Raw genomic sequence first — 24994 nt, 5'->3', positions numbered from 1 at the left:
TATTCCTGTTACCTTACCTGAAAAGATCCTACCTCAATTACATCTTTTTCATCGTTGAGGCGTATCGTTGTTTCTTGTTGTTTTTGTTGTGGTGTTCCGTAGTGGGTGTAGAAAGTAATGCGTAAGCTTACTGGCATCAATTGCTTTTGGGAATTGCTACCATAGTAATTTACCTGCACTTTGTATTGACCTTTCATAGCTTTTTTAATCATAAACTCTTCAGGGCCATAACCTTCAGTTACGTCGTCTGATATTTTTCCACCGAGATAAGTGATTGTGTTTTGGTAATAACATTTCTCGCCTTTAGGGTCGGTTACCCATAAGTCCATATCGCAATCATTGGTATCCCAAGAGAGTACTACACGCACATCTACAGGCTCTTTTTTGAGCAAACGCTTGTCGATATAGCTCGTTTTTACATTTTTATTACGCGCTACAATACTGTTGAGGTCGTTCAGGGTAATGAGCTTTACATCTTCAAATCGATCGTCGTTCCAATCTTCAGTAATTACTTTGTAAAGGTTCTTCACTGCTTCATTGTACTGGGTATCATCGGCTAAAGCTAAGCCTAAATCACGGAAAGATTGAGGCTCTTCTGGTCGTATAGTTGCTACTTTTTGGAATACTTGTACCGCTTCTTTTTTGGCATTGTAACGACTGAGTTTATAACCTAATACTCTGAGCAGTTGTGGGTCGTCTAAACCGAGTTCTGCCAAATTAGAAACCACTAAAATCGCTTGCTCGCGATTGCCTTTTTTGAAGAAGTAATCGGCTACATCGGCATAGAAAGCAGGTGTTGTGCCATATTCTTTTTTTAGTTTGTAATAGGTTTCTACAGCTTTAGCTTCTTCAGTGTATTCCATTACCTTTAAATAAGGAGTATCGGGGTTATAGGCATTGAGTTCTATATTTGCCATTGGGGTATTTTCAACTCTCACATCATTTGTAACTATAACAGAAGAAATAGAGCCTGTTAGACTTCTTTCCATCACAGGAGCGTAACCCCTTACTACTACCTCATTGAGTTCTGAGCGATCAGTATCTTCTGAAACAGAGCTTATCCCTCTCATACTGATTCCTCGCGCTTGAGCTTGAACTTCAGCTTGAGGTACAGACTCTTCCATTTTAGCTATTTCAGCAGAAGCTATAACCTCATCTTTTATTTCAGCACGATTGTCGGTTATTTCATCTACTACTACATTTTGCTGCTTTCTGTTTTTAGTTTTTTTATCTTTTAGAGGATATACGGTTTTCCACCATTCTGTTTGCTCGTTTGATTGCTCAATAAGGTCTTCTAAAATTTCCTTTTTCCTCTCTTTTTTCTCTTCTGCTTGAGAGTTTAGTCTCGCATAGTACTCTTTAGCCAATTCTTCAGGAGGTGTAATGCGGTAGCGCACATAATCTTCTACGGTTTCTAAAATGATAAGTGAGTTACCTTCAGTTACAATGCCATATTCACGTCCTACGGCATCTATTTGCTTTTGTTCAGCGCCTTCGCGTTCTAATTGTGCAATTTGCTTTTCTGCCCATATACGGCGCAATAGTTCAAACTCACTTCCCGAAGCATCGGGGTTGGCTACAAAATGGATTTCTTTTTGTACGATTATATTTTTAGGGTATCCAAAGCTGAGTACTAAGCTCGCTTCCTTAGTTTGCAATTCGCCTGCAAGAGTGAAATTGCCTTTGCTAATAGCTGTGCCTTTCTGTGGGAAAATATTGGCTATTTTGCCATTTTTCACCTCTATATCCAGCAGTTGGAAAGGTATAGTCTGCGCTACTTTCAGAGCCTGCTCGGTAGTGAGGGTGGTCAAATCTATAAAGCTACCGCCCGTAGCATTGGCGAGGTATTGCATTTTTGGGGTATTGGCAACTGCCGAAGCATTGACTACTGTTATAGGGGTTTTAGCTTGTTTTACTACGTCGTTTACTGAAAAATCTTTACTGCCAAAGTTGAAAATACCATCGCTAAAGAGGAGTAATTCATCGGCTTTGAGACTGAAATTGATAGCGTTGCCATCGGTAGCACCGTCATAAGGCAAATTTTCTAAATGTGATTTCAACGCTTGCCAATTGCCGTTTTTCACTTCAAAAGTAAGGGTTTTATCAGTGCGAATATTGAAACTGCTAAGAACGACTTTCACGTTTTTGAGTGCTTTGAAATAAGCGTCTAAGAAAGCAAATTCTTTTGCTCTATCGCGATTGCTTGCCGAGTGTGACGCATCCCATAAAATACCTATTTCTGTAGGGATAGGTTTGTTTTTGGGTTGGGCAGTCGCCAAAGCGATATTGCCGTAGCAATAGGTTTTGTTGCCTTTAGTAGCGCTAATACTTTGCGGTTTCTTAATTTTTGGAAAAGTGAGAGCAATGTTCTGGTTGAGCGCAAAATTCTGTTGGCTCACCTCACTGATATAGCTGTTGCGCGCTTGCTTGAAGTCTAATTGCAAGCTGTTTTGAATATCAGCTTTTACAAAGCGCGATACCACCTCAGTGCGTACTTTGAAGTTTTTAAGGGTGGTGTTAGCCGTGATAGGCAAGAAGTAATAATCCTGTCCGTCGCGCTCGTGTAGCTCTTGTTCAAATGCGATGAGCACACGGCGAGTGCCTTGGGCAGGCATAGGATACACACGGGCTTTGAAGTTATTGCCCTCCGTCTTTTCTAACAAACCAGGGTCTACACCCCTGCGCACAATTTCCTCAAAGGCTTTGCGTCCTGAGGTCTTATCTACTACCACCCCTTCGCGCATTTTGCCGTTGATGTCCAAAGCAAAGCGTGACACCTGCTGACCGTCGGCAAGAGGAAACTGAAATTCGCCTTCCATTACGCGGCTGTTGGGATTGTAAAAGGTCATTTCCATAGTAGTAACGGCTGTTTGCCCTATTACCAATATGTCTATGGAGAGGTCTTGCAACACCATAGGGTTGGCATTGCGTTCATTTACTACCTTCACCTCGGGCACCACCGATTTCTGTGCGGTGATCACAAAGGGAAGCAGTAAAGCTACTGAAGATAAAAAATGTTTGATTTTCATTACTAAACAATGTTTTGATGAAACTTATTAGCTGTAAATCAAACAATATACCAAAATTTATTCGTCTAAAAACTGCACTTCGTACAAATTGCGGTAGTAACCGTTCTCTATTTGCAATAACTCCTCGTGTGTGCCCGTTTCTACGATATTTCCCTTGTCTAACACGATAATTTTGTCGGCTTTTTTTACCGTTGTAAGGCGGTGGGCGATGATAATAGAAGTGCGCCCTTCAGTCATTTTATCGGTAGCCTTTTGTATAAGTTGTTCGGAATGAGAATCGACTGATGAAGTTGCTTCGTCTAAAATGAGTATCTGTGGTTTGTGTACATAAGCACGTAGGAAAGCAATAAGCTGGCGTTGTCCTGCCGAAAGCATTGTGCCGCGCTCTTTCACATTGTAGTGATAACCTTCAGGCAAGCTCATCAAGAAATCGTGAACGCCTATGCTCTTAGCTGCTGCAATCACTTCCTCTTCACTGATGGTGGGATTTTTCAGGGTGATGTTGTTCAGCACGCTGTCGGCAAACAAAAATACATCTTGCAATACAGTGGCGATGTGTTTTCGCAACGAACTGAGGGTGTATTCCTTAATATTTACTCCATCGATGTAAATCGCACCCGAGCTAAGGTCGTAAAAACGGTTCAGCAGATTGGTAATCGTAGTTTTCCCAGCGCCTGTCGCCCCTACAATAGCAATAGTTTCACCCTCTTTGACTTCAAAACTGATGCCGTGCAAAATTTCTTCGCCTGCTATATATTCAAAGTGAACATCTTTAAATTCTATAGCCCCTTTCACTTCGGTAAGTTCCTTGTGTCCTTCAGTTTCCGAGTCGTTTTTAGTTTCCAAAATAGCAAACACACGATCGGAAGCGATAATGCCCATTTGTAAAGTATTGAACTTATCGGCGATATGCCTGATAGGACGGAAAAGCTGTTGAGAGAGTTGGATAAACAAGAAGATATTCCCCAAGTCGTACACACTGTCGCCTACGATTTGTCGTCCGCCAAACCACACGATAAGAGCAATAGTAATCGATACGCACAAGTCGCCAATAGGGAAGAAGATAGAGTTATACCATATTGTTTTGAGCCACGCTTGCTTGTGTTTCTCGTTGATTTTCTTGAAGTTTTCTAATTCTTCGCGCTCTTGGGCAAAAAGCTGTACCACTTTGATACCCGAAATGCGCTCCTGCACAAAGGCATTGAGGTTAGCTACTTCTTTGCGCACTTCCACAAAAGCGGCATTCATAGAACGCTGAAACCAACGGGTGAAGTAGAGAATTAGCGGCATCGTAGCATAACTGATGAGTGCTAATTTCCAATCGATTAGAAACATTACGATGGTGATAACTAACATTTTGAGCACATCGCTTGCCATCTCAAAAAGTCCTGAGCTGAAAATCTCGCCAATGCGTTCCATATCGTTCACCGCACGGGTTACGAGCACACCAATTGACGATTTATCGAAATATCTCATCTTTAGGCGCAACAAGTGAGCAAAGAGTTTTTCGCGTATATCGCGTATAACGGTTTGTCCTAACCAGTTAGAATAATAAGAAAAGAGGAATTGCATCAACACTTCGGCGCAGAGCAAGGCTACTAATATATAGGTGATGCGCAACAGCCCTTCGTAGTTTTTAAGGGTGATATAATCGTCGATTGCTACTTTTATGAGGTAAGGCTGAGCCGTTGAAAAAATAGAAGAAAGTATCGCAAAGAGCGCGACAGCTATAAATACGCCTCGATAAGGTTTTACAAAGCGCGATAGCTGATGAAAAGTATGTTTAGTGCGTGATGTTTTTTCGGACATTGTTTTCTTTTAAGGCTGCAAAAGTACAAAACAATTAGCAAATGAACAAATTAGGAATTTAGCAAATTAGCAAATGAAGAAATTAGCAAATTACATTTTAATAACTTTATGTTTAACTCCTATTTTTACACTATATATGTTAAAATTATAATAAAATATAGCTGAAACGATAAAATAATAGCTAAAAAACTTGCATAGTATTCTCTATTTATAGACTTTTGTACGCGAATAATTAAAACAGTATGTACAATGGAAGAAAAAGAATTTTTGGACAATGAGGAGATCTTCTCTAAAGTCCTAAGGGCGGGTAGGCGCACTTACTTCTTTGATGTGAGGGCTACACGCGCTAATGATTATTACTTGACCATTACCGAAAGTAAGAAATTTACGCACGATGATGGGTCTGTACACTACAAAAAACACAAAATCTATCTCTATAAAGAAGATTTTGAATTGTTTAAAGACATTTTAAACGAAATGACAGCCTATGTTTTTGATGAAAGAGGTGAAGAAGTAATTTCTGAACGCCATCAAAAGGATTTTAAGAAAGAGCTATATGCTGAACGATTGGAAAACGTAAGAGTTAATGGTAACGGTGTTACTAATGGCACTTATCGCAGCCTTGATTTTGAAGACCTCTAACTAAAAAACGCTAATAAGGTGGAGCTTCACTCATTGTATATAGAGTGATGACGTAATGGGCTATTGGGTAAAGCTCATCTTCTGGCGTGGGTGGTACTTTATCAGTGCTTCTCGCAAATAACTCTTCTCTACGTGTACGTAAATTTCAGTAGTAGTAATATTCTCGTGCCCTAACATCATTTGTATAGCTCGCAAGTTGGCACCATTCTCCAATAGGTGTGTGGCAAACGAATGCCTAAATGTATGCGGACTAATTGTCTTCTGTAACCCTATATTTTCCGCTACTTGTCTTACAATCGTGAAAATCATCGCTCGTGTGAGCTGTTTTCCCCTTCTGTTTAAGAATACAAAATCCTCGTGTCCTTTGGCTATTTTTAGCTGTCGGCGCTGGTTGTCTATATATTGCTTCACTTGCTTTTGGGTGTAAGCCTCAATAGGTACTAACCGCTGTTTGCTGCCTTTCCCCATCACCCTGATAAAATCTTCATCAAAAAACAAATCGGACAATCTGAGCGAAATAAGCTCCGATACGCGTAACCCGCAAGCGTAGAGCATCTCTATCATCGCCTTGTTGCGATGACCTTCATCGGTGCTTAAATCTATAGAAGCGAGCATCGCGTCTATCTCTTGTAGTGAAAGTGTATCGGGGAGTTTTACGCCTATTTTGGGGCTTTCAATGAGACTCATCGGGAAGTCTTCACGCCCTTTTTCGTACATCATAAATTTGAAAAAACTCTTCAATGCCGAAATGAGTCGCGCTTGCGAACGTGCATTCAAGTCTTTAGCTACTTCGTATACAAATTGCCGCAAAGTGTCTTCCTCGATGTTGATAGGAGTTTCGGTGATGTTGTATTTTTCTAAATAGCAGATGAGTTTTTCGATATCCAAACCGTACGACACAGCTGTATTCTGCGACAAGCCTCGTTGCAGTCGCAGATAATGCTGAAAAGCTATATTTGTTTCACGCCACACCTGTTAATTGTTAATTATCAATTGATAATTTTTCACTGTCGTTGTAGTGTTTTTTATCGATGATGGTTCCTTTGGAGAGGGTAATAAGCCCTGGGTTAGAGCGAATCATCGTTTTTAGTGTGGTAGCATCGTTGTAATAGAAGTTGAAGTTGAGTTCGTATTTCTTTACGATATAAGGTGCTTTTTCCATTTGTGAAGTGAGACCTATTACCGTATAGCCGTTTTTCATTGCTTTATCGGTAACGGTTTTAATAGCTTTAAAAGCCTCTTGGTTAGCGCGGTCAAGGCGGTAGGAAATCACCATCAAAAGTTTATCTTTATTGATGAATTCCTCTAAATAATCGGTGCTTCTATCCTTATCCTGAATGTAGAAATCGTGGATAGGAGGCATTTCAGTTTTAGAAGTAAGACTCACGTACTCACCCGCTATTTTCGGGAAAGAAGGGTCCTTAGTTTCAATCACTTTGTTTTGCCCGTCTATTTTAAAAGTCCAATAGTAAGTAACTGCATTAGGAGGTAATTCCATACCCTTAGGGATGTTAGTACCTATTTTGTATACGCGGAAGTCCTTCACTGGCAAGTGGTTGTACACGTAATAAACGAAGATGATGCAGAAAAGCACTGAGAGACAAGTTACTACCAAAGGTAGTTTGCCTTTTGTAAGCGGATGAATATATTTCTGACCGAAGAAAACAACCAAAGTGAGTGCTAAAAGCACTAAATCTTTAGTAAACGATTGCCAAGGAGTGAATTTAATAGCATCGCCAAAACAACCGCAATCGGTTACCTTGTTAAAATACGCCGAATAGAAGGTAAGGAAGCCAAAGAATACTAACATAGCAAGCAAAAGCCACAGTGTGAGTTTTTTTTTATAGCCTACTAATAGAGTTACACCCAATACTACCTCAAAAATGCACACAAAGATAGCAAATGCTAAAGCATAAGGCACGAGGAAAGGTAAATTGAGTACACCAGGAGCGAAATAATCTTCTAATTTAAACGAAAATCCCATAGGGTCGTTAAGTTTTATCATCCCACTGATGATGAAAGTAACACCTACTAATATACGGCAAAGTTGCACAAGATATTTCATATTGCTATAATTGATTTTTTTGACTCGTTTTGCCTCAAAAACTTTGCCAAACTCCTTATCTTTTAGACAAAAAAGAAGAGTTACTCATTAAAATGAATAACTCTCTTTTTAGTTAAATTTAAATTTTACAATTATGCTTCTAATGGAATAACAGAAACATAAGATTTATCGTTTTTCTTTTTCTCGAATTTTACGATACCATCTATTTTAGCGTGCAAAGTATGGTCTTTACCAATATACACGTTCTCGCCAGCATTGTGTTGAGTTCCACGTTGTCTAACGATAATGTTTCCAGCGATGGCAACTTGTCCACCGAAAATTTTCACGCCTAAGCGTTTAGAGTGTGATTCTCTACCGTTCTTTGAACTACCGACACCTTTCTTGTGAGCCATTTTCTTTAATTTTTAAGTTTAACAATTATTTTACAACAATGTTCTCGATTACAATCTGGGTGAGATACTGACGGTGTCCGTTCTTCACTTTGTAACCTTTACGTCTTTTCTTTTTGAAAACGAGCACTTTGTCTCCTTTCAAATGTTTTAAAACTTTAGCTTCTACTGAAGCTCCGTTTATAGCTGGGGCGCCTACAGTTACAGCTCCGTTATTATCAATGAGAAGTACGTTAGAAAAAGTAACTTTTTCATCTTCTGCATTAGGCAAACGGTGCACGTAAACTTTTTGGTCTTTGCTTACTTTAAATTGTTGCCCTGCTATCTCTACAATTGCATACATAGCTTTAACGTTTTTAATTATTGTTTAAATCGGCGGCAAAATTACGAATTATTTTTTACGTGGCAAAATTTTTTGAAGATTTTTTAAGGAAATAGGAGGTAGTTTTGTTTGGTTATTCAGACCAGTCAGACTAGTTCGACTTGTCTGAGGTGCTCACTATTGTGAGCTCGTTGTTTTTGCTTGCTACCAAAAAAAGCGCAATACTTTTGGGGTATTGCGCCTTTGTGAATACTTATTGCTTTACATAATTAGATACAACTATTAAAACTTTTACTTCAAAAAACTTTACTATTAGCATCAAATTTTATACTTTTGCGCGAAATTACCGAGCAACTTATCAAAGCCAAAGATGAACTCATTGCACAGCTTAAACAAGAAAATGAGTATTTGAGAGCTGAGAGATAAAAGATAAAAGATAAGACTTTGTTAATTGTCAATTGTTAATTGTTAATTGAAGAAAATGAGAATTGTATTTATGGGAACGCCCGATTTTGCTTTAGCGTCCCTAAAAGCCTTAGTAGAAAATAATTATAACGTAGTAGGCGTGGTAACTGTTGCAGATAAACCTTCTGGTCGCGGACAAAAATTGCATCAGTCACCAGTGAAAGTTTATGCCGAGAGCAAAGGCATACCTGTACTTCAACCTTTGAAACTCAAAGATGAGAATTTCCTCACTGAACTTAAAGCCCTTCAACCTGATTTACAAATAGTCGTAGCTTTCCGTATGTTGCCTGAAGTGGTGTGGCGATTGCCTAAATACGGTACTTTCAACCTCCACGCTTCGCTCTTGCCTAATTATCGCGGGGCTGCTCCTATCAACTGGGCGATTATCAATGGTGAAAAACAAACGGGGGTAACTACTTTCTTTATAGATGAAAAGATTGATACAGGTGCAATTATCGCTCAAGCTGTTACTCCTATTGAAGTTCACGAAACAGCAGGTACACTCCACTATAAACTAATGTTGCAAGGGGCTGATTTGGTACTCAAAACAGTAGATAGTATCGCTGCAGGTACTTGTACCACTCAGCCGCAAAACAAGGAGATTACTTTTGCCGAAGCACCTAAAATATATAAAGAGACTTGTAAAATCAATTGGGAAGACGATGGGATGACTATCGAACGCCTTATTAGAGGAATGAGTCCGTATCCTACTGCTTGGGCGGAGTTTCCTCACAAAGGGGAAATGCTTGCTACCAAGGTATATGATGCTGTGTTTGAGCCTGCAACTCATAATGAACCCATCGGAAAACTTTTAGCAGAGAAGAAACAACTGCGCGTAGCGGTGAAAGATGGGTTTATCCAGCTTTTAGAATTGCAGCTTCCCGCCAAAAAGCGTATGAAAACTGCCGATTTGCTCAATGGATTTTCTTTTAGTGAAGAGTGAAAAGTGAAAAGTAGGTTATAAAAAAGACTTTGTAACATCAAAAATGCTACAAAGTCTTTTTTTGTTATTCTTTTACAATCGTTTTATTCATTATTCAGTTTAGTAGGTTGGGGAGATTTAATTACTTTCTCCTTATTACCTTTTACTTTTTTAATTTTATCCTTCGTCCATACAATCAGCTTGTGAGTAAGAGGAAAGTGGAATACTTCTTTGTCGGTAGCGACTCTTGCGGTGAGATATACGCCCAAAGGCATTAATATCAAAGCGGGAATCCACGGGGCTAAAGCAGGATTGATAGTGTTGTTCTCGGCTATATTCTTCATAAACATTCCTATAAAATAATAGGATAAGAACAAAATCATCGCAAAAACTAAGGGTAAACCTATACCGCCTTTACGGATAAAAGCGCCTAAAGGTGCTGCTACAAAAAAGAGTACAAAGCAAGCTATGGTGAGCGCAAACTTATCACTGAGGTTCATTATGTGCAAGTTCATCAGTTTGTAGCGATACTCAAGGTCGCTCTGGCGAAACTCAACATTGTCTAACTGTGCTTGGTTGTTGTTCATTGCCATCTCAAGCACTCGTTGTTGCTCACCGTTGTTGAGCATTTTTAGCAATTGCGCCACCGATTTTACCTCTATAGGTGCTGCTGCTTTTTTCTTTTGTGGCAAACTATCAGTAGGTATCGGTGGGGAAGGAGGGGCAGTGCTAAAGCCCGTACGGCGAAACATATTATTTCCGTAATCGGTGATGTTTTGTTTGAAATCAGATTGAAGCGAGTCGATTGCGTAATTCAACTGACCTACATTCATCATTTTATAGGTAGTAGCATCAGTTTTTTCGTTAAAATCTACATTGTTTAGGTGAGAAAGGTCGAGATTGATTACGTATTTTTTGAAATGCACTTTGGCAAAAGGCATTTTTTGTTGTGTTTCGTAGGTATTGGTTTTGATATCTTCGTAATAAGTACCGTCTTCTAAGATGAGTTGTAGGAAGTTAGGATTAGATTTAGCACTTTTCAATTCACCGCGTTTAGCATTGATAACCGTGCGGTTCACTCTATCGGGTGTTTTTTTGTGAATGAGCACACTCTCTAAAAATTGGTCGTTATCACCACTTTTTTTACCTACTTTAATACTAATATCTTCTCCTATATTAGAGAATACCCCTTCGGCTATAGCCATTGCAGGTTTTACTTTGGCGATGTTCGACCTGAGGGTATACACCTCGCGATAGGCTACCGGAATTACATTGTTAGACAAGAAGAAAGTGCCTATACTCAACAATGCCATTAAGATAATCAGTGGTCGCATTACACGCATCAGTGAAATACCTGAGGCTTTCATCGCAGCGAACTCATAACTTTCGGCAAAAGAACCAAAGGTCATAATTGAAGCAATTACTACTGCCAGCGGCATAATGATAGGGATGAGTTGTGGGATGAAATAGAAGAGGAATTTAAAGATAATCCAAAGTTCCAATCCACGTCCTGCCAGCTCATCGATGTATGTAAAAATAGTGTGGAATACAAAGATGAGGATGAGGATAGAGAGTGCCCCGAGGAAATTTTTGAGGAACTGAGTAATGATATAGCGATCTATGATTTTCATACAACTAAAGCTGACGACTAACGAACTAACGACTAACTACATTTCGGTGATAGTGTAACCGTCTTTTTTATATTTTTCGCGGTCAAACTTGAAAATATTAGCTGATAACGGCTGATTGGTTTTGAAAGTATTCACTGTAATAGTTGTTCTTGTACCGTTTTTGCCTATTTCAATAAGATTGTAGATGTGTTTGGTTTGAATATCAATACCTAATAGAATTTGTTTTACCTCGCTATTAGCTTTTTGAGGTTTTAATTCTACATATTGAATTTTGCGACCACGTACATTTTGTTGTATATCCCATTTGTACTTATAGCCTTTTTTGTAGAAGGTAAGCATTTTAGAGGGGGTAATGGTACTGTCGTCGGAAGCTTTTTTTTCTATGGTAATTTCTTCGTTTTCAGGAACAATAGTATAAGTTTTACTGCCGTCGTATATTTTAGTAGCTCCTAAATAGTTTAACACATACTTATCTTTGGCAATAGTTACATTACCTTTAGTTTCCTGATTGATATTTTCAGCAATATTATCGAGGTTGTATTTAAAATCTATATATATATTGTTGTAAGCCACCATTTTAGCATATACTTCATCTAATAGTTTTTTAGCTTTATCAACCTGTTGGGCTTGTATGGTTACGCTGCACAGAGCGATAATAACCAATAGTATTCTTTTCATTTTCAGTGTTTTTAATGATTTTAGTTCAAGATTACAAGCAATTTTCGTGCCAATCAAAGTAAAAGCCAAATAGCCTTTTTGCTATTTGGCTTTTGTTGATTGTTTTATCAATTGTTAATTAATAACTATTTTCGTCAATCTCTACTTTGCCCCAGAATACTTTGTAAGCAAAATAAGTGTAGATAAGCAATAGAGGTGCACCTATCGCTGTGATAGTGAGCATAATCTCTAATGATTTTTGAGAAGCAGCAGCGTTGTAAACCGTGATACTATTGCCTGTTTCTAAAGTAGTTCTCAAAAAAGTAGGGTGCAAGTTGAGTGCGGCTACTACCATAAAGAAAGCGATGGTGAGTATTGTGCCTACAAAAGCCTTTTTATAGTCCTTTTTCTTCATAAAGAATGCTATGCTCAAAATGCTGAGGAGCAATAGGGTAGGGAATACCTTTAGCGCGGTGCTATTGGCGATGTTCTCAGCTAAATGCGGTGTGAGCATACTGTAAATTGCTACAGCTGTGAACACTACCACAAAAGCGAGATAAGCATAATTGATGCGTTTCTCGATGCGGTGGTGCATATCACCATGAGTTTTGATGAGTAAATACAAACCTCCGTGTACCATAAAAAGCAACAAAGTCATTACGCCTACAAGCAGTGCATAAGGAGTTAGGAATGTAAAGAGAGCTCCTCCTGTGTACTGAAAGTTCTCATTTAACGGTAATCCTTGTAATACGTTGGCAATCACCACGCCTAAGAGCACAGGCAATACAATGCTGCACACGCTATATACGGTATCCCAAGTATTGCGCCAACGGTCGTTGTCCTCTTTGCCACGTACCTCAATGGCTACTGCTCTAAAGATAATAAAAGTGAGAAATAGCATAAAAGGCGTATTCATAGCCGAAAACAATTCGGCATACATTAGTGGGAAACCAGCGAAAATACCAGCTCCTCCAATTACTAACCACGCCTCATTGCCGTCCCATACTGGTCCGATAGCGTTTAGAGCTACGCGGCGTTCTTTTTTCTTGTCGAAACACAAATGCCACGCTCCAGCGCCGAAGTCAAAGCCGTCTAAAATAGCATAGCCTGTAATCAAAAATCCTATAATGATGAACCACCACGTAGGGTAGTCGATTCCTAAAAATGTTTCCATATCTGTATAATGTTATGCTGTTTGTAATTGTTCTTGAGTTTCGTGTTCATCAATGCCGTGAACAATTTTCTTGTTCATCAAGTAGATGAATAGAGCGAAGAGGATGATATAAATAACGGTAAATAAGATAATTGCGAAGAGTATTTGGTTCGCCGACACCGATTTAGACAACGCATCGCTGGTGCGCAAGAGTTTGTACACTATCCAAGGCTGGCGACCCATTTCGGCTGCAAACCAACCTACTTGATTGCCTATTTGTGGCAAGAGTACGCTCCATACAAAAATATGTAAAAGCCAGCGTTTGTCATACAATTTGCCTCTCCATAATAGGAAAGAAGCATAGAGGGTGAGTGCGATGAGGAACATACCAATAGCTACCATTATATGATAGAATTGGAATACAGCGTTCACCTGCCCAGGGCGGTCTTCTACTAGATATTGGTCGAGACCTGTTACAGGAGCTGCTGTGTCGTAATGAATCATATATGAAAGTCCGTTAGGGATTTTCACTCCGTGAGTTACCTCGTTTTGTTTATCCACCCAACCAAAGAGATAGAGATCGGCAGGACCTGTTTGGAAATGTCCTTCCATAGCAGCTAATTTCTCAGGCTGGTTTTTAGCTACACCATCAGCTGAGCTGTGTCCTGAAACCAATTGTAACAAGCACACAACAGTAGCAATGATAAGGGTTACTTTAAAGGCTTTTTTAGAGATTTCAACGTGGCGACCTTTGAGTAAATACCAAGCGTGAACACTCAATACCAAGAAGATACCAGCCAAGAAAGCTCCTTGCCACACGTGCCATATACGGTCTACGCTTGAGGGGTTGAATACCATTGCCCAAAAATCGGTAATGACAGCTTTAGCTTGCAAACCTTCACCTGCAATTACATAACCTGCGGGGGTTTGTTGCCAGCTGTTGGCAATCACAATCCAAATAGCAGAACACATAGAGCCTAAGAATACCCCAAGGGTAGCCAAGAAATGCCATTTAGGTTTCACTTTGTTCCAGCCAAAAAGTACAATACCAAGACAGGTACTTTCAAGGGCGAAGGCAAAAACACCTTCGGCTGCCAAGGCACTACCAAAAATATCACCTACATAGCGCGAATAGGTAGCCCAGTTAGTGCCAAATTCAAATTCCATCACAATCCCTGTAGCGACTCCTAAGCCAAAGGTAAGTGAGAAGATGCGCGTCCAGAAGCGGGCGAGCGTGTCATACTCTTTTTTACCAGTGCGTAAATAGATGCCTTTAAAGACAACCATTAGCAGTCCAAGCCCTATACTTAAAGGCGGATAGATGTAATGGAACGCAATTGTGAGTGCAAACTGCACCCGTGCTAAAATTTCTGTTTCCATGCGTGAGTAATTTAATTAGTAAAATATGCGACAAAAATACGCTAAGTGATTGAAATTCGCAAAGAAAAGTAAAAGAAATGACTTTAATTTATATTGTGTCTAATTAAATTGGTGGATTTGCAAATTAGTAAATTACGAAATTTGCAAATTGATAAATTATTTGTATCTTTGCCCAAAACAAGACAATATCAGTATGATAAAATTACACATCACCAACGAAACCAATAGGTTAGAAGCCGTAATTTTAGGTACGGCTACCAGCAATGGACCTACTCCTAAACTCGAAGAAGCCTACGACCCTAAGTCGGCAGAGCACATCAAAGCAGGTACTTACCCTATAGAAAAGGATATGGTAGCTGAAATGGACGCTTTCAGTGCAGTACTTGAAAAATACAATGTAAAAGTATATCGCCCCAAAATTATCACCGATTGCAACCAAATATTTACTCGAGATATTGGTTTTGTGATTGAAGATACTTTTATCAAAGCGAATATTTTGCCTGATAGGCAAGATGAATTTCAAGCGATTGAGTACATTGTCGCTCAAATGCCTCCTGAAAAAGTGATTACACCTCCCGCCGATGTACATATTGAAGGGGGCGATGTAATGCCTTGGAACGACCATATTTTCATTGGTACTTATAAAGGTGCTGACTATAAAGAACAAGTAACTGCTCGTACCAATATGGCTGGTGTAGCCTTTATCCAACAGCTCTTCCCTCATAAAAAAGTAAAAGAGTTCGATTTGCTGAAATCAAAAACTGAAGCACGCGATAATGCTCTTCACCTTGATTGCTGCTTCCAACCCGTAGGTAAGAACAAAGGGATTATTTACAAAGGAGGCTTCCGAAGTGAGGCTGATTATCAGTATTTAGTAGACCTCTTTGGCAAGGAAAACCTCTTCCATATAGAGCGCGAAGAAATGTACAATATGTGCAGTAATATATTCTCTATCAGTCCAGAAGTGGTAGTTTCCGAAAAGAATTTCACCCGCCTAAACCAATGGTTGCGCTCACAAGGCTTCACTGTTGAAGAAATCCCTTATGCCGAAATTGCCAAACAAGAAGGATTGTTGCGATGCTCTACACTACCTCTTTACCGAAATTAGCAAATTGGCAAATTAGCTAATTATTTAGACTGCTTATATATTTAGGTATTTTAATGATAAAAGTTCGCTGTATCTTGTGTTATTTACAGCGAACTTCTTATTTTTGCCCCTGCAAAACACAACTATTTAGTAGTATCAATCACTAACAAGCTATGACACAACATTCTATATCTAAGAACAAATCTTTCTACTGCATTGGGCTTAGTTACCAAAAAGCAGATGCAACTATACGTGGGATGTTTAGTCTTACCCCTGAAAATAAAGACCAATTACTCACTCAAGCTAAAGAAGAAGGCTTTGAGGAGTTTTTACTTATTTCTACTTGTAACCGCACAGAACTCTATGGCTATGCCGAACACCCCTTTCAACTCATTCAATTATTATGTAAATATGCCAAAGGCTCGGTAGACGATTTCCAAAAAGTAGGCTATGTAAACAAAAACAAAGAAGCAATAGAACACCTTTTTAGAGTGGGTACAGGTTTAGATAGCCAAATATTAGGTGATTTTGAAATTATAGGGCAGATGAAACAAGCCTTTGCGCTCTCACGAGACAAAGGATTGGCAAATGCTTTCTTAGAGCGGTTGATGAACTGTGTGATCAATGCCAGCAAACGCATTAAAAATGAAACAGCGTTATCTTCGGGGGCGGCTTCAGTGTCGTTCACAGCGGTACAGTACATTATGCAAAATGTGCCTGAAGTATCACAAAAAAATATTCTCCTCTTTGGAGTAGGTAAGATAGGGCGAAACACTTGTGAAAACCTTATTAAACATACTCAAAACAAGCATATTACCCTTATCAACCGCACACGTGAAAAAGCTGAGCAGGTAGCAGGAAAATTTAATGTAGTAGTGAGAGATTTTGCCGATTTGCAAACCGAAATTAGCAAAGCTGATGTACTTGTAGTTGCTACAGGAGCAGCTACCCCTACTGTACACAAAAAATTTATCAACCCCAATAAACCTATCCTCATTTTAGACCTTTCTATTCCTAAAAATGTGGCGGAAGAGGTTGCGCAACTTCCTAATGTAACCCTTTTGCATATGGATGAACTTTCTAAACGCAAAGATGAAGCCTTAGAACGCCGTAAAGAAGCTATTCCACAAGCTTTGGCAATTATAGAAGAGGTAAAAGGAGAGTTTTTTCAATGGGTAGACAATCGCAAATTTGCACCTACTATCAAAGCGTTGAAAACCAAACTTGAAAGTCTTAAAAATGCTGAAATGGACTTTCATCGCAAGAAGATTAGCGATTTCAACGAGGAACAAGCTGAACTCATTAGCAATCGCATTATTCAAAAAATTACCACTCAGTTTGTAAATCACCTAAAGGACACATCGTCTATCGACGAAAGTATCACTTGGTTACAAGAAGTCTTCCAATTAGAAGTGAGTGCTTAATATTGAAAATATACATAATAGCGAATTATAAACAAGAGAGGCTACCTATATTTAGGTAGCCTCTCTTTTTAGGTTCAAATGTTTTTTCAAAATTCATCTTTAAATTTTTAGAACACTGAGTCGTCTTCTATAAGTTTTAAAACATTTAAGTATTTAGAAGTTTTTAAGTATTTAGCGTCGTTGTAGTAAGCAAAAATCATTGTTTTATCTTTAATGGTGTTAATTACTTGCTTGTAGATGTTAGGAGGCAACACAGGGCAACCCAAACTTCTACCCATACGTCCGTTGCGAGCGATATAGCTTTCGTTAGCATAATCGGCAGTGTGAATTACTACAGCGCGTTTTGCTAAATTGCTGTTGTAACCTTTTTCATCACCGTAGAGCATTAGGCTATAACCGTTGCTACCTTCATAAGTTTCTCCAGTGATATAAAAACCAATGCTGCTTTTGTTAGATTCCACTACATCCGAGAAAGAAGTAGCCAAGCGTTCGCCGCTTTTCTTACCGTGCGCTACATAAGTGTAGTAAACGATTTTCATTTTTTCTAAATCAATGGTATAAAAGCGTTTAGAATTACAATCTTTAGTGAAATCAATAATTGAGAAGAGTTCTTTATCGTTTAAGCGGTGTTGTTTTTTAAGTGATTGATAGCCTATGTAAGCATAGCGAAAGGCCTCAAAACTGAGATCATATTGGGCAGCGTTGAGCTCGCTGTATAAATCTTTGATGTTTAGTTCTGCTTTCTTTAAAGCTAATTGGCGTTCTTTACTTAGGTATGTTTGTGCTTTAGCAAAGTACAAAAATGTACTCAAAACAAAGATAAGAAATAAAAAAAAGTACTTTTTGTTCATAGTGTTGTTAAGGGTGTTTTTTTTAAATAATACTAAGAAATCATTGCTGGGCGCAAAAGTAGTACATTTTTCTCATATTGTGTATATTTACACACAATTTTAACAATTATTTAACGTTGTAAGCTGGTTTGTGGTAGGTTTTACAAGCATTTATAAGAGGAAGTTGTCTCTACGATGCAAGAATTATACCAATCTAATTAGCAAATTAGCAAATTGGTAAATTGGCAAATTATTACTACTTTTGCTTTCTGATTGAAAATAACAACTTTATGCGAATACTGCTTATCGCTCTTTTCTTCTTTTGTTTTAGCACTGCTTTAGCCCAAAAAGCAGATGCTGAAACAGTGCGCTTTATAATGTCGCTTGATACGGTGAAAGAAAACCAACAACCCACTACAATCAAACAATTTATAGCTGAAACATTTTCATCTCAGCAGCGGGGTAACTCTCCTGCTTATTGGCTTACCAAAGAACGCTTGCTAAAAGCCGAAAAGAAAAAAGATAGTATTGCTTATGCTTTAAATGCAGTACAACTGAAAGATAATCAATACGAATTGGCAGTTTTGCACTTTGTGGAAAGCTTGCAGGCAAAAAACGAGTACAAATCGTTAGCGCCTCACCAAACAGTAAAAGCACTCTTGCAACAAACTCAAATAGCAGAACAACATCATTGCAGGAATGTATACAGATTATATGACGAGTTGGCTAAGTATGCTTACCTAAATGCACTGAGTTTTGGTAACTATACCGAAAGCAAAAAATACGTACAACAGTATATAGACCACCACCCTTACAAGCAGCACCCCCGCGTGCGACAACGGTATTACGATATCTGTTGTATGATTGCCCTCAGCGAGAAAAACATCAATGATTTTGAAAAATACTACGCATTAGCAGCTCCTTTAGCCAAAAAATTGAACGAGCCCGAAGCCCTCAATCGCTTGCGTCAGTTTGAAGCCGAATACTACAAACTCACAGGCAAAAACGCACAGTCGCTGGCGATAATGCAACAGAGTTTTCAAGTGGCAAAAAAACGCCATAACCTTTCCCCTCAGTTGCTTCTCAATATGTCGCGTACCTTTCTGCAAAACAAACAGTACGATTCGGCTATCTACTACTCGCGCGAGGCAATTGCAATGAATCGCGCTATCGGTGCCGACCCCGCAAATAGTTTCAATTACTATCGCGCTCTCAACGAGGCTTATAAAAAGAAAGGTGATTACCGCAATGCTTACTACGCACTCGATACTGTACTCACCCTATTTGCAGCTCGCGAAAAATCCATACAAGCCGATAAAAACAACGAATTGCTCACTCAGTTCCAAACCGAGAAAAAAGACCTGCAAATCAAAGCACTGAAAATGGATAATGAGCTGAGTGAAAAGAGAATTTCTCAACAGAAGTTCCTTATTATAGCTATTGTATTCTTTCTGGGGATAATTTTAGTGTTGTTCTACCTATTTTACAACCGTAGGCTGTTGAAAGCTAAAAACAAACAACTCCAAGCTGAAAACAAACAATTGCTCTTGGAGCAACAAACCCGACAATTACAACTAAATCCGCATTTTATATACAATGCAATCGCTAACCTGCAAGGACTTATCGGCGACCAGCAAACTGAGCGCGCCAATAGTTACCTCGTAGCTTTCTCTCAATTTATTAGAAAACAATTGGAGTTAAACCGCGAAGAAACTATCACCTTACAAGAGGAAATAGAAGCCATTGAAATTTATGTAAAACTTCAGCAAATGCGATATGAGAACCGTTTTACTTTTCACGTGAAAACCGATTTGGATACCGAAGCCTACTTGCTCCCGCCTATGCTCATTCAGCCTTTTGTAGAAAATGCTATTGAACACGGCTTTAAAAATATCAACTACCAAGGAATACTCACGCTTACTATAGAAGAAAAAGATAACAAACTGCATCTTATCCTTATTGATAATGGCAATGGCAAAGGGGTATCTAACCCTCATAAAAAATCGCTTTCTAAACTGATTACCCAAGAGCGTTTAGACCTTTTGTTTAACACCCAACAAAAAGGCAATGCTTATTTTGAAGCTGCTCCCTTGTCCCCTCCCGAAATGGGATACCGAGTAATAATTGTAATCCCAGTAATACCCTCTTAACTGATATGAAAGTTTATATTTTAGAAGACGAAACTAATATTTTAAAGTACCTCATCTCCTTAGTTGAGGCACTTCCGTTTGTGCAAATTGTAGGCTATGCTTCCGAAATTGTTAAAGCTGAAAAAGAAATTCCTGTTTTGCAACCCGAGCTCATCCTTTCGGATATTCAGCTTGCCGATGGCAATAGTTTTACACTTTTTTCACGGATAAAAACTGATAGTTTGCAGATTATCTTTATCACCGCCTTCAATCAGTTTGCTATGGAAGCCCTAAATTTAGGGGCTTTTGCCTATCTGTTAAAACCCATAGACAAAACTACTCTAAACGATACCCTATTGCGCTGTTACCAAAAGCAAGAGCAATACAAGTTCAACCAACACCAAATGCAATTGACAATGCAGTATTACACCGAAAAGAAAGAAGTGACCAAACTCGCCCTCAAAACAGCTGATTGCATACAAATAGTGCCCGTACAAGATATTGTGTATTGCCAAAGTGATAAAGGCTATACTACCTTCTACCTCGCCGATAAACAGCAAATTGTAGTGAGTAAAGTGCTAAAAGAATACAAATCGCTGTTGCCCGAAACTCAATTTGTGCGTTGCCACCAGTCGTATTTAGTGAATAGCACCTATATAAAGAAGTACTACAAAGATGGACTCTTAGAACTTACTACCGGTCATACGCTCCCCGTATCTGACCGCAAACGCGAATATGTACAAGATTTTTTGTTGAGAAACTAATTGACAAATTTTCAAATCAGCAAATTTTCAAATCGCCTCTGCACTTATTTGCCCAACCTGCGCGAATATTGAAATTCTTCTTTTTGTAATTATATATCCCATACTTTTGCCTCAAGAAATATCTCCTTTTTCAATTTCTCTTCCTTTATAGATTTTGAGGCTAACCCTTATCTATAAATCTTTTAAAAATAAAAGTTTAACAAAAATTTAACTTTGTTTTAACAAATGGGGGGGGTAAATTCTTAACTTTGCCACGTGAAATTTATAAACAAATAACAAAAAAATTAAAAAAGTAACATCTATGGGACTCTTAGACAAGAACATCACCATTACTTTTCTCGAAGGAAAAGTATCTTTAGAAGACTTATTTGAGCTATTAAAAGAAAAGCTCGGTAACAGGTATGAGGTAAAATTTCTCAAAAAAGGTAGTGCAGCCGCTCAATTTTTTGGAACTGGTAATGCTGAAGATCGCATTTTTGTAGCCAAAAACGCTTATCACCGTACGCTCATCACCACCAAATATGCTCCGATGACCGATGATATGAGCCGTGAGGATACTTACCTCGGTTTTGACCGCAGTACTATGAAGGGCTGGCTTAAAATGCTCTACTCTGAAGGGGGCTGGATAGGGCAATGGATTATCAGAACCATATACGGTAGCAACCAAGATTTTGATACCGATATCCTCGACGCTATCAACAGCAAATACCCTGTACAACAAAAAGACCAAAACGTAGGTATTTCAGCCTTGTGGAAGAAAAACAATTAATTTTAAATATAAATATCGTATGAAAAAAATCGTATTTGTAGTAGGGACAGTAATAGCCCTTTTGATTACCGCTTGTGGTGGTAATGACAACTCTAAAAAAGAGGATAAAAAAATAACTTTTGCCGATAAAGATATTATCGGTGCATTGAAAACAGCTTTAGAGAAAAGTCCTTTAGCCGATAAAGAGTTTACCAGAGTACATTTTGGTAGTGAAGGTCCTATGAACGATGTGTTTAAGGATATTTCGGTTGGTTATTTTAACCCAGGTGACAAACAATTTTTCTCTCAACATGTAGATGCCCAAGGAGTAGCGGTGGGTGAACCCCAAGCTCGTCCAAAAGACAAAGATGATGAGTTTATCTTCAAAGCAGCGGATATACCTTATGCTCGCATTGGTACTGAAATACAAGAAGCAAAGAAATTTTTAGCAGAAAACAAAGATTTTGCTGATTTTCATAACTTTACTGTTTCCGAAATCATCATTGATAAACAAAGAAGAAGCAAATTCCCCAATCATATAGTAAATTCCATCTATATCGATATGAACAAAAAGGGTGAATCAGAGAGTTATTACTACAGAGTTCATCTTCTAAAAACTGAAGAAGGTGGTAAGTTTGAAGTGTTTGAAAACTAATAAAAATGAATTTAACAGAAGCCCAAGAACTCGTACAAAAGGAATGTGAACGCGAAAAGAAAATCGCACTTCGCAACCTTATTCTCGTAATTGCATTGGTGGTGATTGTAATAACACTACTCGCTGTTTTTGCTTTGCCTTTTATCAGCAAGGCGCTTAGTAGCAGCGATAGTATCCCACCTCATATCAAGTATATCCTCCCCGTTGCTATTTTGCTCTCACTCTACTACCCTATAATGCGCACCCGCACTATCTTCACCCGCGCTAAAAAAGTAGATGAATTTTTCGCTCTTTTGCAACAAGGTCAGGAGGTGCGCATCAATCGCGAATTAGAGTCCTACCTCACTACTATACCTTTAGGAAAAGTGAAGTATCAGTTAGACCCTATTACCTATTTATACGTATCTATAGGAACGCAAAACTTTGAGTTGCCTATTGCTAAATATGCAGCTCCCGAGCTGAAACGCGTGCTCAACCAGCCGCAAAATTTAGCTACTTACAACACTGTAATGCAGGAGCTTTACAGCGACGAAACAACTACTTCACAAGTAACAGCCCCTCAAGAAACAATTGTGCTCAAACCTGTTGAAGAGTTCCGCACTTTTGCCGAAAACGAATTTGGTGCTGAACTCGCTGCTATGGAAAAAGGGCGTACCACTACTAAAAAAATGACTTATGTGCAATTCGCTTTTGCCTTTGGATTAATAGGTTTGATAGGTTTCTTAGTCGCTTCAGGTAGATTGAGTTTTAGCAATCCTGTGAATATCTTTATCGTAATAGGTATCATCACCGTAGGAAGTTATGTGTGGGGTATGCTCTCCAAGCGATACGCTCAAAACCAACTCTCTGGCGCCGGTGATTATACCCAAGTGAAAAAGAAAATCTTTGGCAAATTAGTGAATTATATCAGTCCGCAGTTTGCTTATTACGAAAATGCACACATAGGTATAGCCGAATTTTTAGATTCGTTGTTGTTCAAAGCGGAACGTTATACCCTTAAAGGAGGTGACCAAATCGTAGGGCATTACAACGGAATGCCTTTCCAATCGAGCAATCTCAGTGTTACATTTCGCCCTAATTTCCGCAACGAAAAAGAAGGTGATGATGTAGTTTTCTACGGTAATTACTTTGTAGCGCGTTCTCCCAAAAAGTTTGAACACCCTATTGTAATCCACCCCGTAAAAGGTTTCTTTAGTGACCTTAAAGACAATGAAATAGCTACTTACCTCAACCACGGTGGAGAAAAAATACGCTTAGAAGACCCCGAGTTTCAAAAACAGTTTGAAGTGTATTGTGACGACCAGATTACAGCGCGTTATGTGCTTACTCCAGCCTTTATGCAACGCCTTAAAAAACTGAACGAACGTCACAAAGGACAAGTGTATATCGCGATCAACAAGTACAATATTGTTATCGCTACCAATGAAGGCAATGCCCTAATGCGCACCGATAATTCGCCTACTGCGATGCTCTTCCAAAAGATAGACCTCGCTATGGTAGAAAGTGTATACCGCGAACTTATAGAACAATTGCAAATGCTTGACACAATAGAAAATAGGGGGTAGTGAATAGTGAATAGGAAATAAAAACTTTATACTAACCCCTGACCCCTGAAACCTAACCCCCCCCCTATGATAACCTATATTTTAATCGCAGTAGGAGTACTCCTATTAATTTTTGTGATTGCAGCGTTCAACAGTTTGTCTAAACGCCGCAACCAGATAGAGAATGCCATTTCGTCATTAGACGCTTTGTTTATACAGCGTTCTGATTTGATACCCAACCTCATTGCCACTACCAAAGAGTATATGGCTTATGAGCAAGACACTCTCAGGCAAATCACCGAATTGCGCCGCCCAGTGCAACCTACACTTGCCGAGAATCCTTATCTGCAACCCGATGAAGCAAGCACAACTATCAGGAATATTATGCTACAAGCCGAAGCTTATCCTGAACTTAGAGCCAATAGTCAGTTTGTGCAACTGCAACACGCTCTCAGTGATTGCGAAGAACAATTGGCAGCGGGTCGTCGTTACCTCAGTGCTTCCATTACTGATTACAACGACCGCATAGTAGTATTCCCCTCCAATGTAATAGCTTCTCTCTTTGGCTTTAAAAAATACGAATGGCAATACGCCACCGAAGCCCAACGACAAAATGTGGATGTCGCTGGATTATTTTCCAATTAAAAATAGCGAATAGTTTTGTTTATTTACAAATAATTACTATTTTTGCCCCATTATTAGTAACAAATAAAAATTGTAATACAATGAAAAAACTTAGTATTTTAGTAGGCACTATGGTTGCCTTAGTAATGACCTCTTGTGGAGGTTCCCTTTTTGGAGATGACCTCATCAGTAAAGAAGGAATAGACAAAGCCAAAGAGGTACTCACCAAAGATCCTTTTGGCGACAAAGAGTTCAATTGGGTAGAACTCAAAACTAAAGGAGCTTTGAATAGCAAATTTGATGAAGTGGCTACCAGCTACTACGATCCAGCTGTTCAAAAAGATATGAAACAAACTTACAACAGCACTTCTAAATTGGGTGACCCTGAAGCCGACCAAACAGCAAGTATTAGAGCTAATGCAGGCTTAGACAAGGATAAAGAACGTTTCAAAGTATCCGAAATTCCTTTCGATAAACTTCTATCCGAAGCACAAGACGGCCTTAAATTCTTTAGCGGTTTAGAAGAAACTGCCGAGTATGAAGATTTCAACATAAACGAAATCTCTATGAAAAAAGAAAACGGCAAACTTAAAACCGTCTTCAAAATTGATATGACTAAAAAAGGTGAAAGTTCTTATCGCCGAGGAAGAGAACGTATCACTAACTACTACGAAGTGAGAATTTTCCGCGGTGAAAATGGTGAGTGGGATTTAGTAACTGATTAA

General features: G+C 38.9%; 21 protein-coding genes and 1 pseudogene. 11 read left to right on the top strand and 11 right to left on the bottom strand.

The window, feature by feature from the left end; translation table 11 throughout:
* Window positions 1-8: 8 nt before the first annotated feature.
* Window positions 9-3029: a VIT domain-containing protein gene (locus CBG49_RS13715; protein WP_088594918.1), complete on the bottom strand. Its 3021-nt coding sequence runs from the start codon at window positions 3027-3029 to the stop codon at window positions 9-11.
* Window positions 3030-3086: 57 nt separating this feature from the next.
* The gene (locus tag CBG49_RS13710) at window positions 3087-4838 is read right to left on the bottom strand and encodes an ABC transporter ATP-binding protein (protein WP_088594917.1); all 1752 of its coding nucleotides are present in this window, start codon (window positions 4836-4838) and stop codon (window positions 3087-3089) included.
* A 249-nt stretch (window positions 4839-5087) separates the two neighbouring features.
* Between CBG49_RS13710 and CBG49_RS13705 the strand changes: the two genes are divergently transcribed.
* Entirely contained in the window at window positions 5088-5480 is a 393-nt protein-coding gene (locus CBG49_RS13705; RefSeq protein WP_009750826.1) for a PUR family DNA/RNA-binding protein, read from the top strand.
* A 60-nt stretch (window positions 5481-5540) separates the two neighbouring features.
* Here CBG49_RS13705 and xerD read toward each other — a convergent pair whose 3' ends face one another.
* The 4 genes and pseudogenes from xerD to rplU all read right to left on the bottom strand — a co-directional run.
* Window positions 5541-6452 (bottom strand): site-specific tyrosine recombinase XerD, encoded by a 912-nt coding sequence (xerD, locus tag CBG49_RS13700; protein ID WP_088594916.1) that lies wholly within the window; start codon window positions 6450-6452, stop codon window positions 5541-5543.
* A 10-nt stretch (window positions 6453-6462) separates the two neighbouring features.
* Window positions 6463-7545, bottom strand: coding sequence for a BT_3928 family protein (locus CBG49_RS13695; RefSeq protein ID WP_088594915.1), 1083 nt, complete (start codon window positions 7543-7545; stop codon window positions 6463-6465).
* Between the two features lie 131 nt (window positions 7546-7676).
* Window positions 7677-7937, bottom strand: a complete 261-nt coding sequence (gene rpmA, locus CBG49_RS13690; protein ID WP_002679833.1) for a 50S ribosomal protein L27 — start codon at window positions 7935-7937, stop codon at window positions 7677-7679.
* Window positions 7938-7971: 34 nt separating this feature from the next.
* Window positions 7972-8277, bottom strand: a pseudogene (gene rplU, locus CBG49_RS13685) (50S ribosomal protein L21); the annotation flags it as partial.
* A gap of 460 nt (window positions 8278-8737) precedes the next feature.
* Between rplU and fmt the strand changes: the two are divergent.
* Window positions 8738-9664, top strand: coding sequence for a methionyl-tRNA formyltransferase (fmt, locus tag CBG49_RS13680; protein ID WP_088594913.1), 927 nt, complete (start codon window positions 8738-8740; stop codon window positions 9662-9664).
* An 83-nt stretch (window positions 9665-9747) separates the two neighbouring features.
* Here fmt and CBG49_RS13675 read toward each other — a convergent pair whose 3' ends face one another.
* The 4 genes from CBG49_RS13675 to CBG49_RS13660 form a co-directional block, all read right to left on the bottom strand.
* Entirely contained in the window at window positions 9748-11274 is a 1527-nt protein-coding gene (locus CBG49_RS13675) for an LptF/LptG family permease (protein ID WP_088594912.1), read from the bottom strand.
* A gap of 36 nt (window positions 11275-11310) precedes the next feature.
* On the bottom strand, window positions 11311-11952 hold the full coding sequence (gene lolA1, locus CBG49_RS13670; RefSeq protein WP_088594911.1) for an outer membrane lipoprotein periplasmic chaperone LolA1: 642 nt from the start codon (window positions 11950-11952) through the stop codon (window positions 11311-11313).
* 118 nt (window positions 11953-12070) lie between these two features.
* Entirely contained in the window at window positions 12071-13105 is a 1035-nt protein-coding gene (cydB, locus tag CBG49_RS13665; RefSeq protein WP_088594910.1) for a cytochrome d ubiquinol oxidase subunit II, read from the bottom strand.
* A 12-nt stretch (window positions 13106-13117) separates the two neighbouring features.
* The gene (locus CBG49_RS13660) at window positions 13118-14464 is read right to left on the bottom strand and encodes a cytochrome ubiquinol oxidase subunit I (RefSeq protein WP_088594909.1); all 1347 of its coding nucleotides are present in this window, start codon (window positions 14462-14464) and stop codon (window positions 13118-13120) included.
* Between the two features lie 193 nt (window positions 14465-14657).
* Here CBG49_RS13660 and CBG49_RS13655 point away from each other — a divergent pair, with 193 nt between their 5' ends.
* The gene (locus tag CBG49_RS13655) at window positions 14658-15572 is read left to right on the top strand and encodes a dimethylarginine dimethylaminohydrolase family protein (RefSeq protein ID WP_088594908.1); all 915 of its coding nucleotides are present in this window, start codon (window positions 14658-14660) and stop codon (window positions 15570-15572) included.
* Between the two features lie 152 nt (window positions 15573-15724).
* Window positions 15725-16975 (top strand): glutamyl-tRNA reductase, encoded by a 1251-nt coding sequence (gene hemA, locus CBG49_RS13650; protein WP_088594907.1) that lies wholly within the window; start codon window positions 15725-15727, stop codon window positions 16973-16975.
* 107 nt (window positions 16976-17082) lie between these two features.
* On the opposite strand, the gene CBG49_RS13645 is transcribed toward hemA, so the two are convergent.
* Complete coding sequence (locus CBG49_RS13645; protein WP_088594906.1) at window positions 17083-17826, bottom strand: murein L,D-transpeptidase catalytic domain family protein; 744 nt, start codon at window positions 17824-17826, stop codon at window positions 17083-17085.
* Between the two features lie 269 nt (window positions 17827-18095).
* On the opposite strand from CBG49_RS13645, the gene CBG49_RS13640 reads away from it, so the two are divergent.
* The 7 genes from CBG49_RS13640 (at window position 18096) to CBG49_RS13610 (ending at window position 24994) form a co-directional block, all read left to right on the top strand.
* On the top strand, window positions 18096-19955 hold the full coding sequence (locus CBG49_RS13640) for a sensor histidine kinase (protein ID WP_088594905.1): 1860 nt from the start codon (window positions 18096-18098) through the stop codon (window positions 19953-19955).
* A gap of 5 nt (window positions 19956-19960) precedes the next feature.
* The gene (locus tag CBG49_RS13635; RefSeq protein WP_088594904.1) at window positions 19961-20698 is read left to right on the top strand and encodes a LytR/AlgR family response regulator transcription factor; all 738 of its coding nucleotides are present in this window, start codon (window positions 19961-19963) and stop codon (window positions 20696-20698) included.
* Between the two features lie 301 nt (window positions 20699-20999).
* Window positions 21000-21467 carry a hypothetical protein gene (locus tag CBG49_RS13630; protein ID WP_088594903.1) on the top strand — a complete coding sequence of 156 codons (468 nt, stop codon included), beginning with the start codon at window positions 21000-21002 and terminating at the stop codon, window positions 21465-21467.
* 19 nt (window positions 21468-21486) lie between these two features.
* Window positions 21487-22101 carry a hypothetical protein gene (locus tag CBG49_RS13625; protein WP_088594902.1) on the top strand — a complete coding sequence of 205 codons (615 nt, stop codon included), beginning with the start codon at window positions 21487-21489 and terminating at the stop codon, window positions 22099-22101.
* Between the two features lie 5 nt (window positions 22102-22106).
* Window positions 22107-23666: a DUF3137 domain-containing protein gene (locus tag CBG49_RS13620; protein ID WP_088594901.1), complete on the top strand. Its 1560-nt coding sequence runs from the start codon at window positions 22107-22109 to the stop codon at window positions 23664-23666.
* A 66-nt stretch (window positions 23667-23732) separates the two neighbouring features.
* Window positions 23733-24290 (top strand): LemA family protein, encoded by a 558-nt coding sequence (locus CBG49_RS13615; protein ID WP_088594900.1) that lies wholly within the window; start codon window positions 23733-23735, stop codon window positions 24288-24290.
* Between the two features lie 80 nt (window positions 24291-24370).
* Window positions 24371-24994, top strand: a complete 624-nt coding sequence (locus CBG49_RS13610) for a hypothetical protein (RefSeq protein ID WP_009750843.1) — start codon at window positions 24371-24373, stop codon at window positions 24992-24994.

This window comes from Capnocytophaga endodontalis (genome assembly GCF_002209445.1).
In the GTDB taxonomy this organism is placed as follows: Bacteria; Bacteroidota; Bacteroidia; order Flavobacteriales; family Flavobacteriaceae; genus Capnocytophaga; species Capnocytophaga periodontitidis.
The sequence above is the reverse complement of the archived record's forward strand: the minus strand, read 5'-3'. Positions and strand labels throughout refer to the sequence as shown.

Bases quoted from the DNA above. Each gene is read 5' to 3' on its own strand.
- CBG49_RS13635 (WP_088594904.1), top strand. From the start codon at position 19,961: ATGAAAGTTTATATTTTAGAAGACGAAACTAATATTTTAAAGTACCTC.
- CBG49_RS13645 (WP_088594906.1), bottom strand. From the start codon at position 17,826: ATGAACAAAAAGTACTTTTTTTTATTTCTTATCTTTGTTTTGAGTACA.
- rpmA (WP_002679833.1), bottom strand. From the start codon at position 7,937: ATGGCTCACAAGAAAGGTGTCGGTAGTTCAAAGAACGGTAGAGAATCA.
- CBG49_RS13640 (WP_088594905.1), top strand. From the start codon at position 18,096: ATGCGAATACTGCTTATCGCTCTTTTCTTCTTTTGTTTTAGCACTGCT.
- CBG49_RS13675 (WP_088594912.1), bottom strand. From the start codon at position 11,274: ATGAAAATCATAGATCGCTATATCATTACTCAGTTCCTCAAAAATTTC.
- hemA (WP_088594907.1), top strand. From the start codon at position 15,725: ATGACACAACATTCTATATCTAAGAACAAATCTTTCTACTGCATTGGG.
- cydB (WP_088594910.1), bottom strand. From the start codon at position 13,105: ATGGAAACATTTTTAGGAATCGACTACCCTACGTGGTGGTTCATCATT.
- CBG49_RS13620 (WP_088594901.1), top strand. From the start codon at position 22,107: ATGAATTTAACAGAAGCCCAAGAACTCGTACAAAAGGAATGTGAACGC.
- CBG49_RS13705 (WP_009750826.1), top strand. From the start codon at position 5,088: ATGGAAGAAAAAGAATTTTTGGACAATGAGGAGATCTTCTCTAAAGTC.
- CBG49_RS13655 (WP_088594908.1), top strand. From the start codon at position 14,658: ATGATAAAATTACACATCACCAACGAAACCAATAGGTTAGAAGCCGTA.
- CBG49_RS13710 (WP_088594917.1), bottom strand. From the start codon at position 4,838: ATGTCCGAAAAAACATCACGCACTAAACATACTTTTCATCAGCTATCG.
- lolA1 (WP_088594911.1), bottom strand. From the start codon at position 11,952: ATGAAAAGAATACTATTGGTTATTATCGCTCTGTGCAGCGTAACCATA.
- CBG49_RS13610 (WP_009750843.1), top strand. From the start codon at position 24,371: ATGAAAAAACTTAGTATTTTAGTAGGCACTATGGTTGCCTTAGTAATG.
- CBG49_RS13630 (WP_088594903.1), top strand. From the start codon at position 21,000: ATGGGACTCTTAGACAAGAACATCACCATTACTTTTCTCGAAGGAAAA.
- CBG49_RS13660 (WP_088594909.1), bottom strand. From the start codon at position 14,464: ATGGAAACAGAAATTTTAGCACGGGTGCAGTTTGCACTCACAATTGCG.
- fmt (WP_088594913.1), top strand. From the start codon at position 8,738: ATGAGAATTGTATTTATGGGAACGCCCGATTTTGCTTTAGCGTCCCTA.
- CBG49_RS13625 (WP_088594902.1), top strand. From the start codon at position 21,487: ATGAAAAAAATCGTATTTGTAGTAGGGACAGTAATAGCCCTTTTGATT.
- CBG49_RS13615 (WP_088594900.1), top strand. From the start codon at position 23,733: ATGATAACCTATATTTTAATCGCAGTAGGAGTACTCCTATTAATTTTT.
- CBG49_RS13695 (WP_088594915.1), bottom strand. From the start codon at position 7,545: ATGAAATATCTTGTGCAACTTTGCCGTATATTAGTAGGTGTTACTTTC.
- CBG49_RS13715 (WP_088594918.1), bottom strand. From the start codon at position 3,029: ATGAAAATCAAACATTTTTTATCTTCAGTAGCTTTACTGCTTCCCTTT.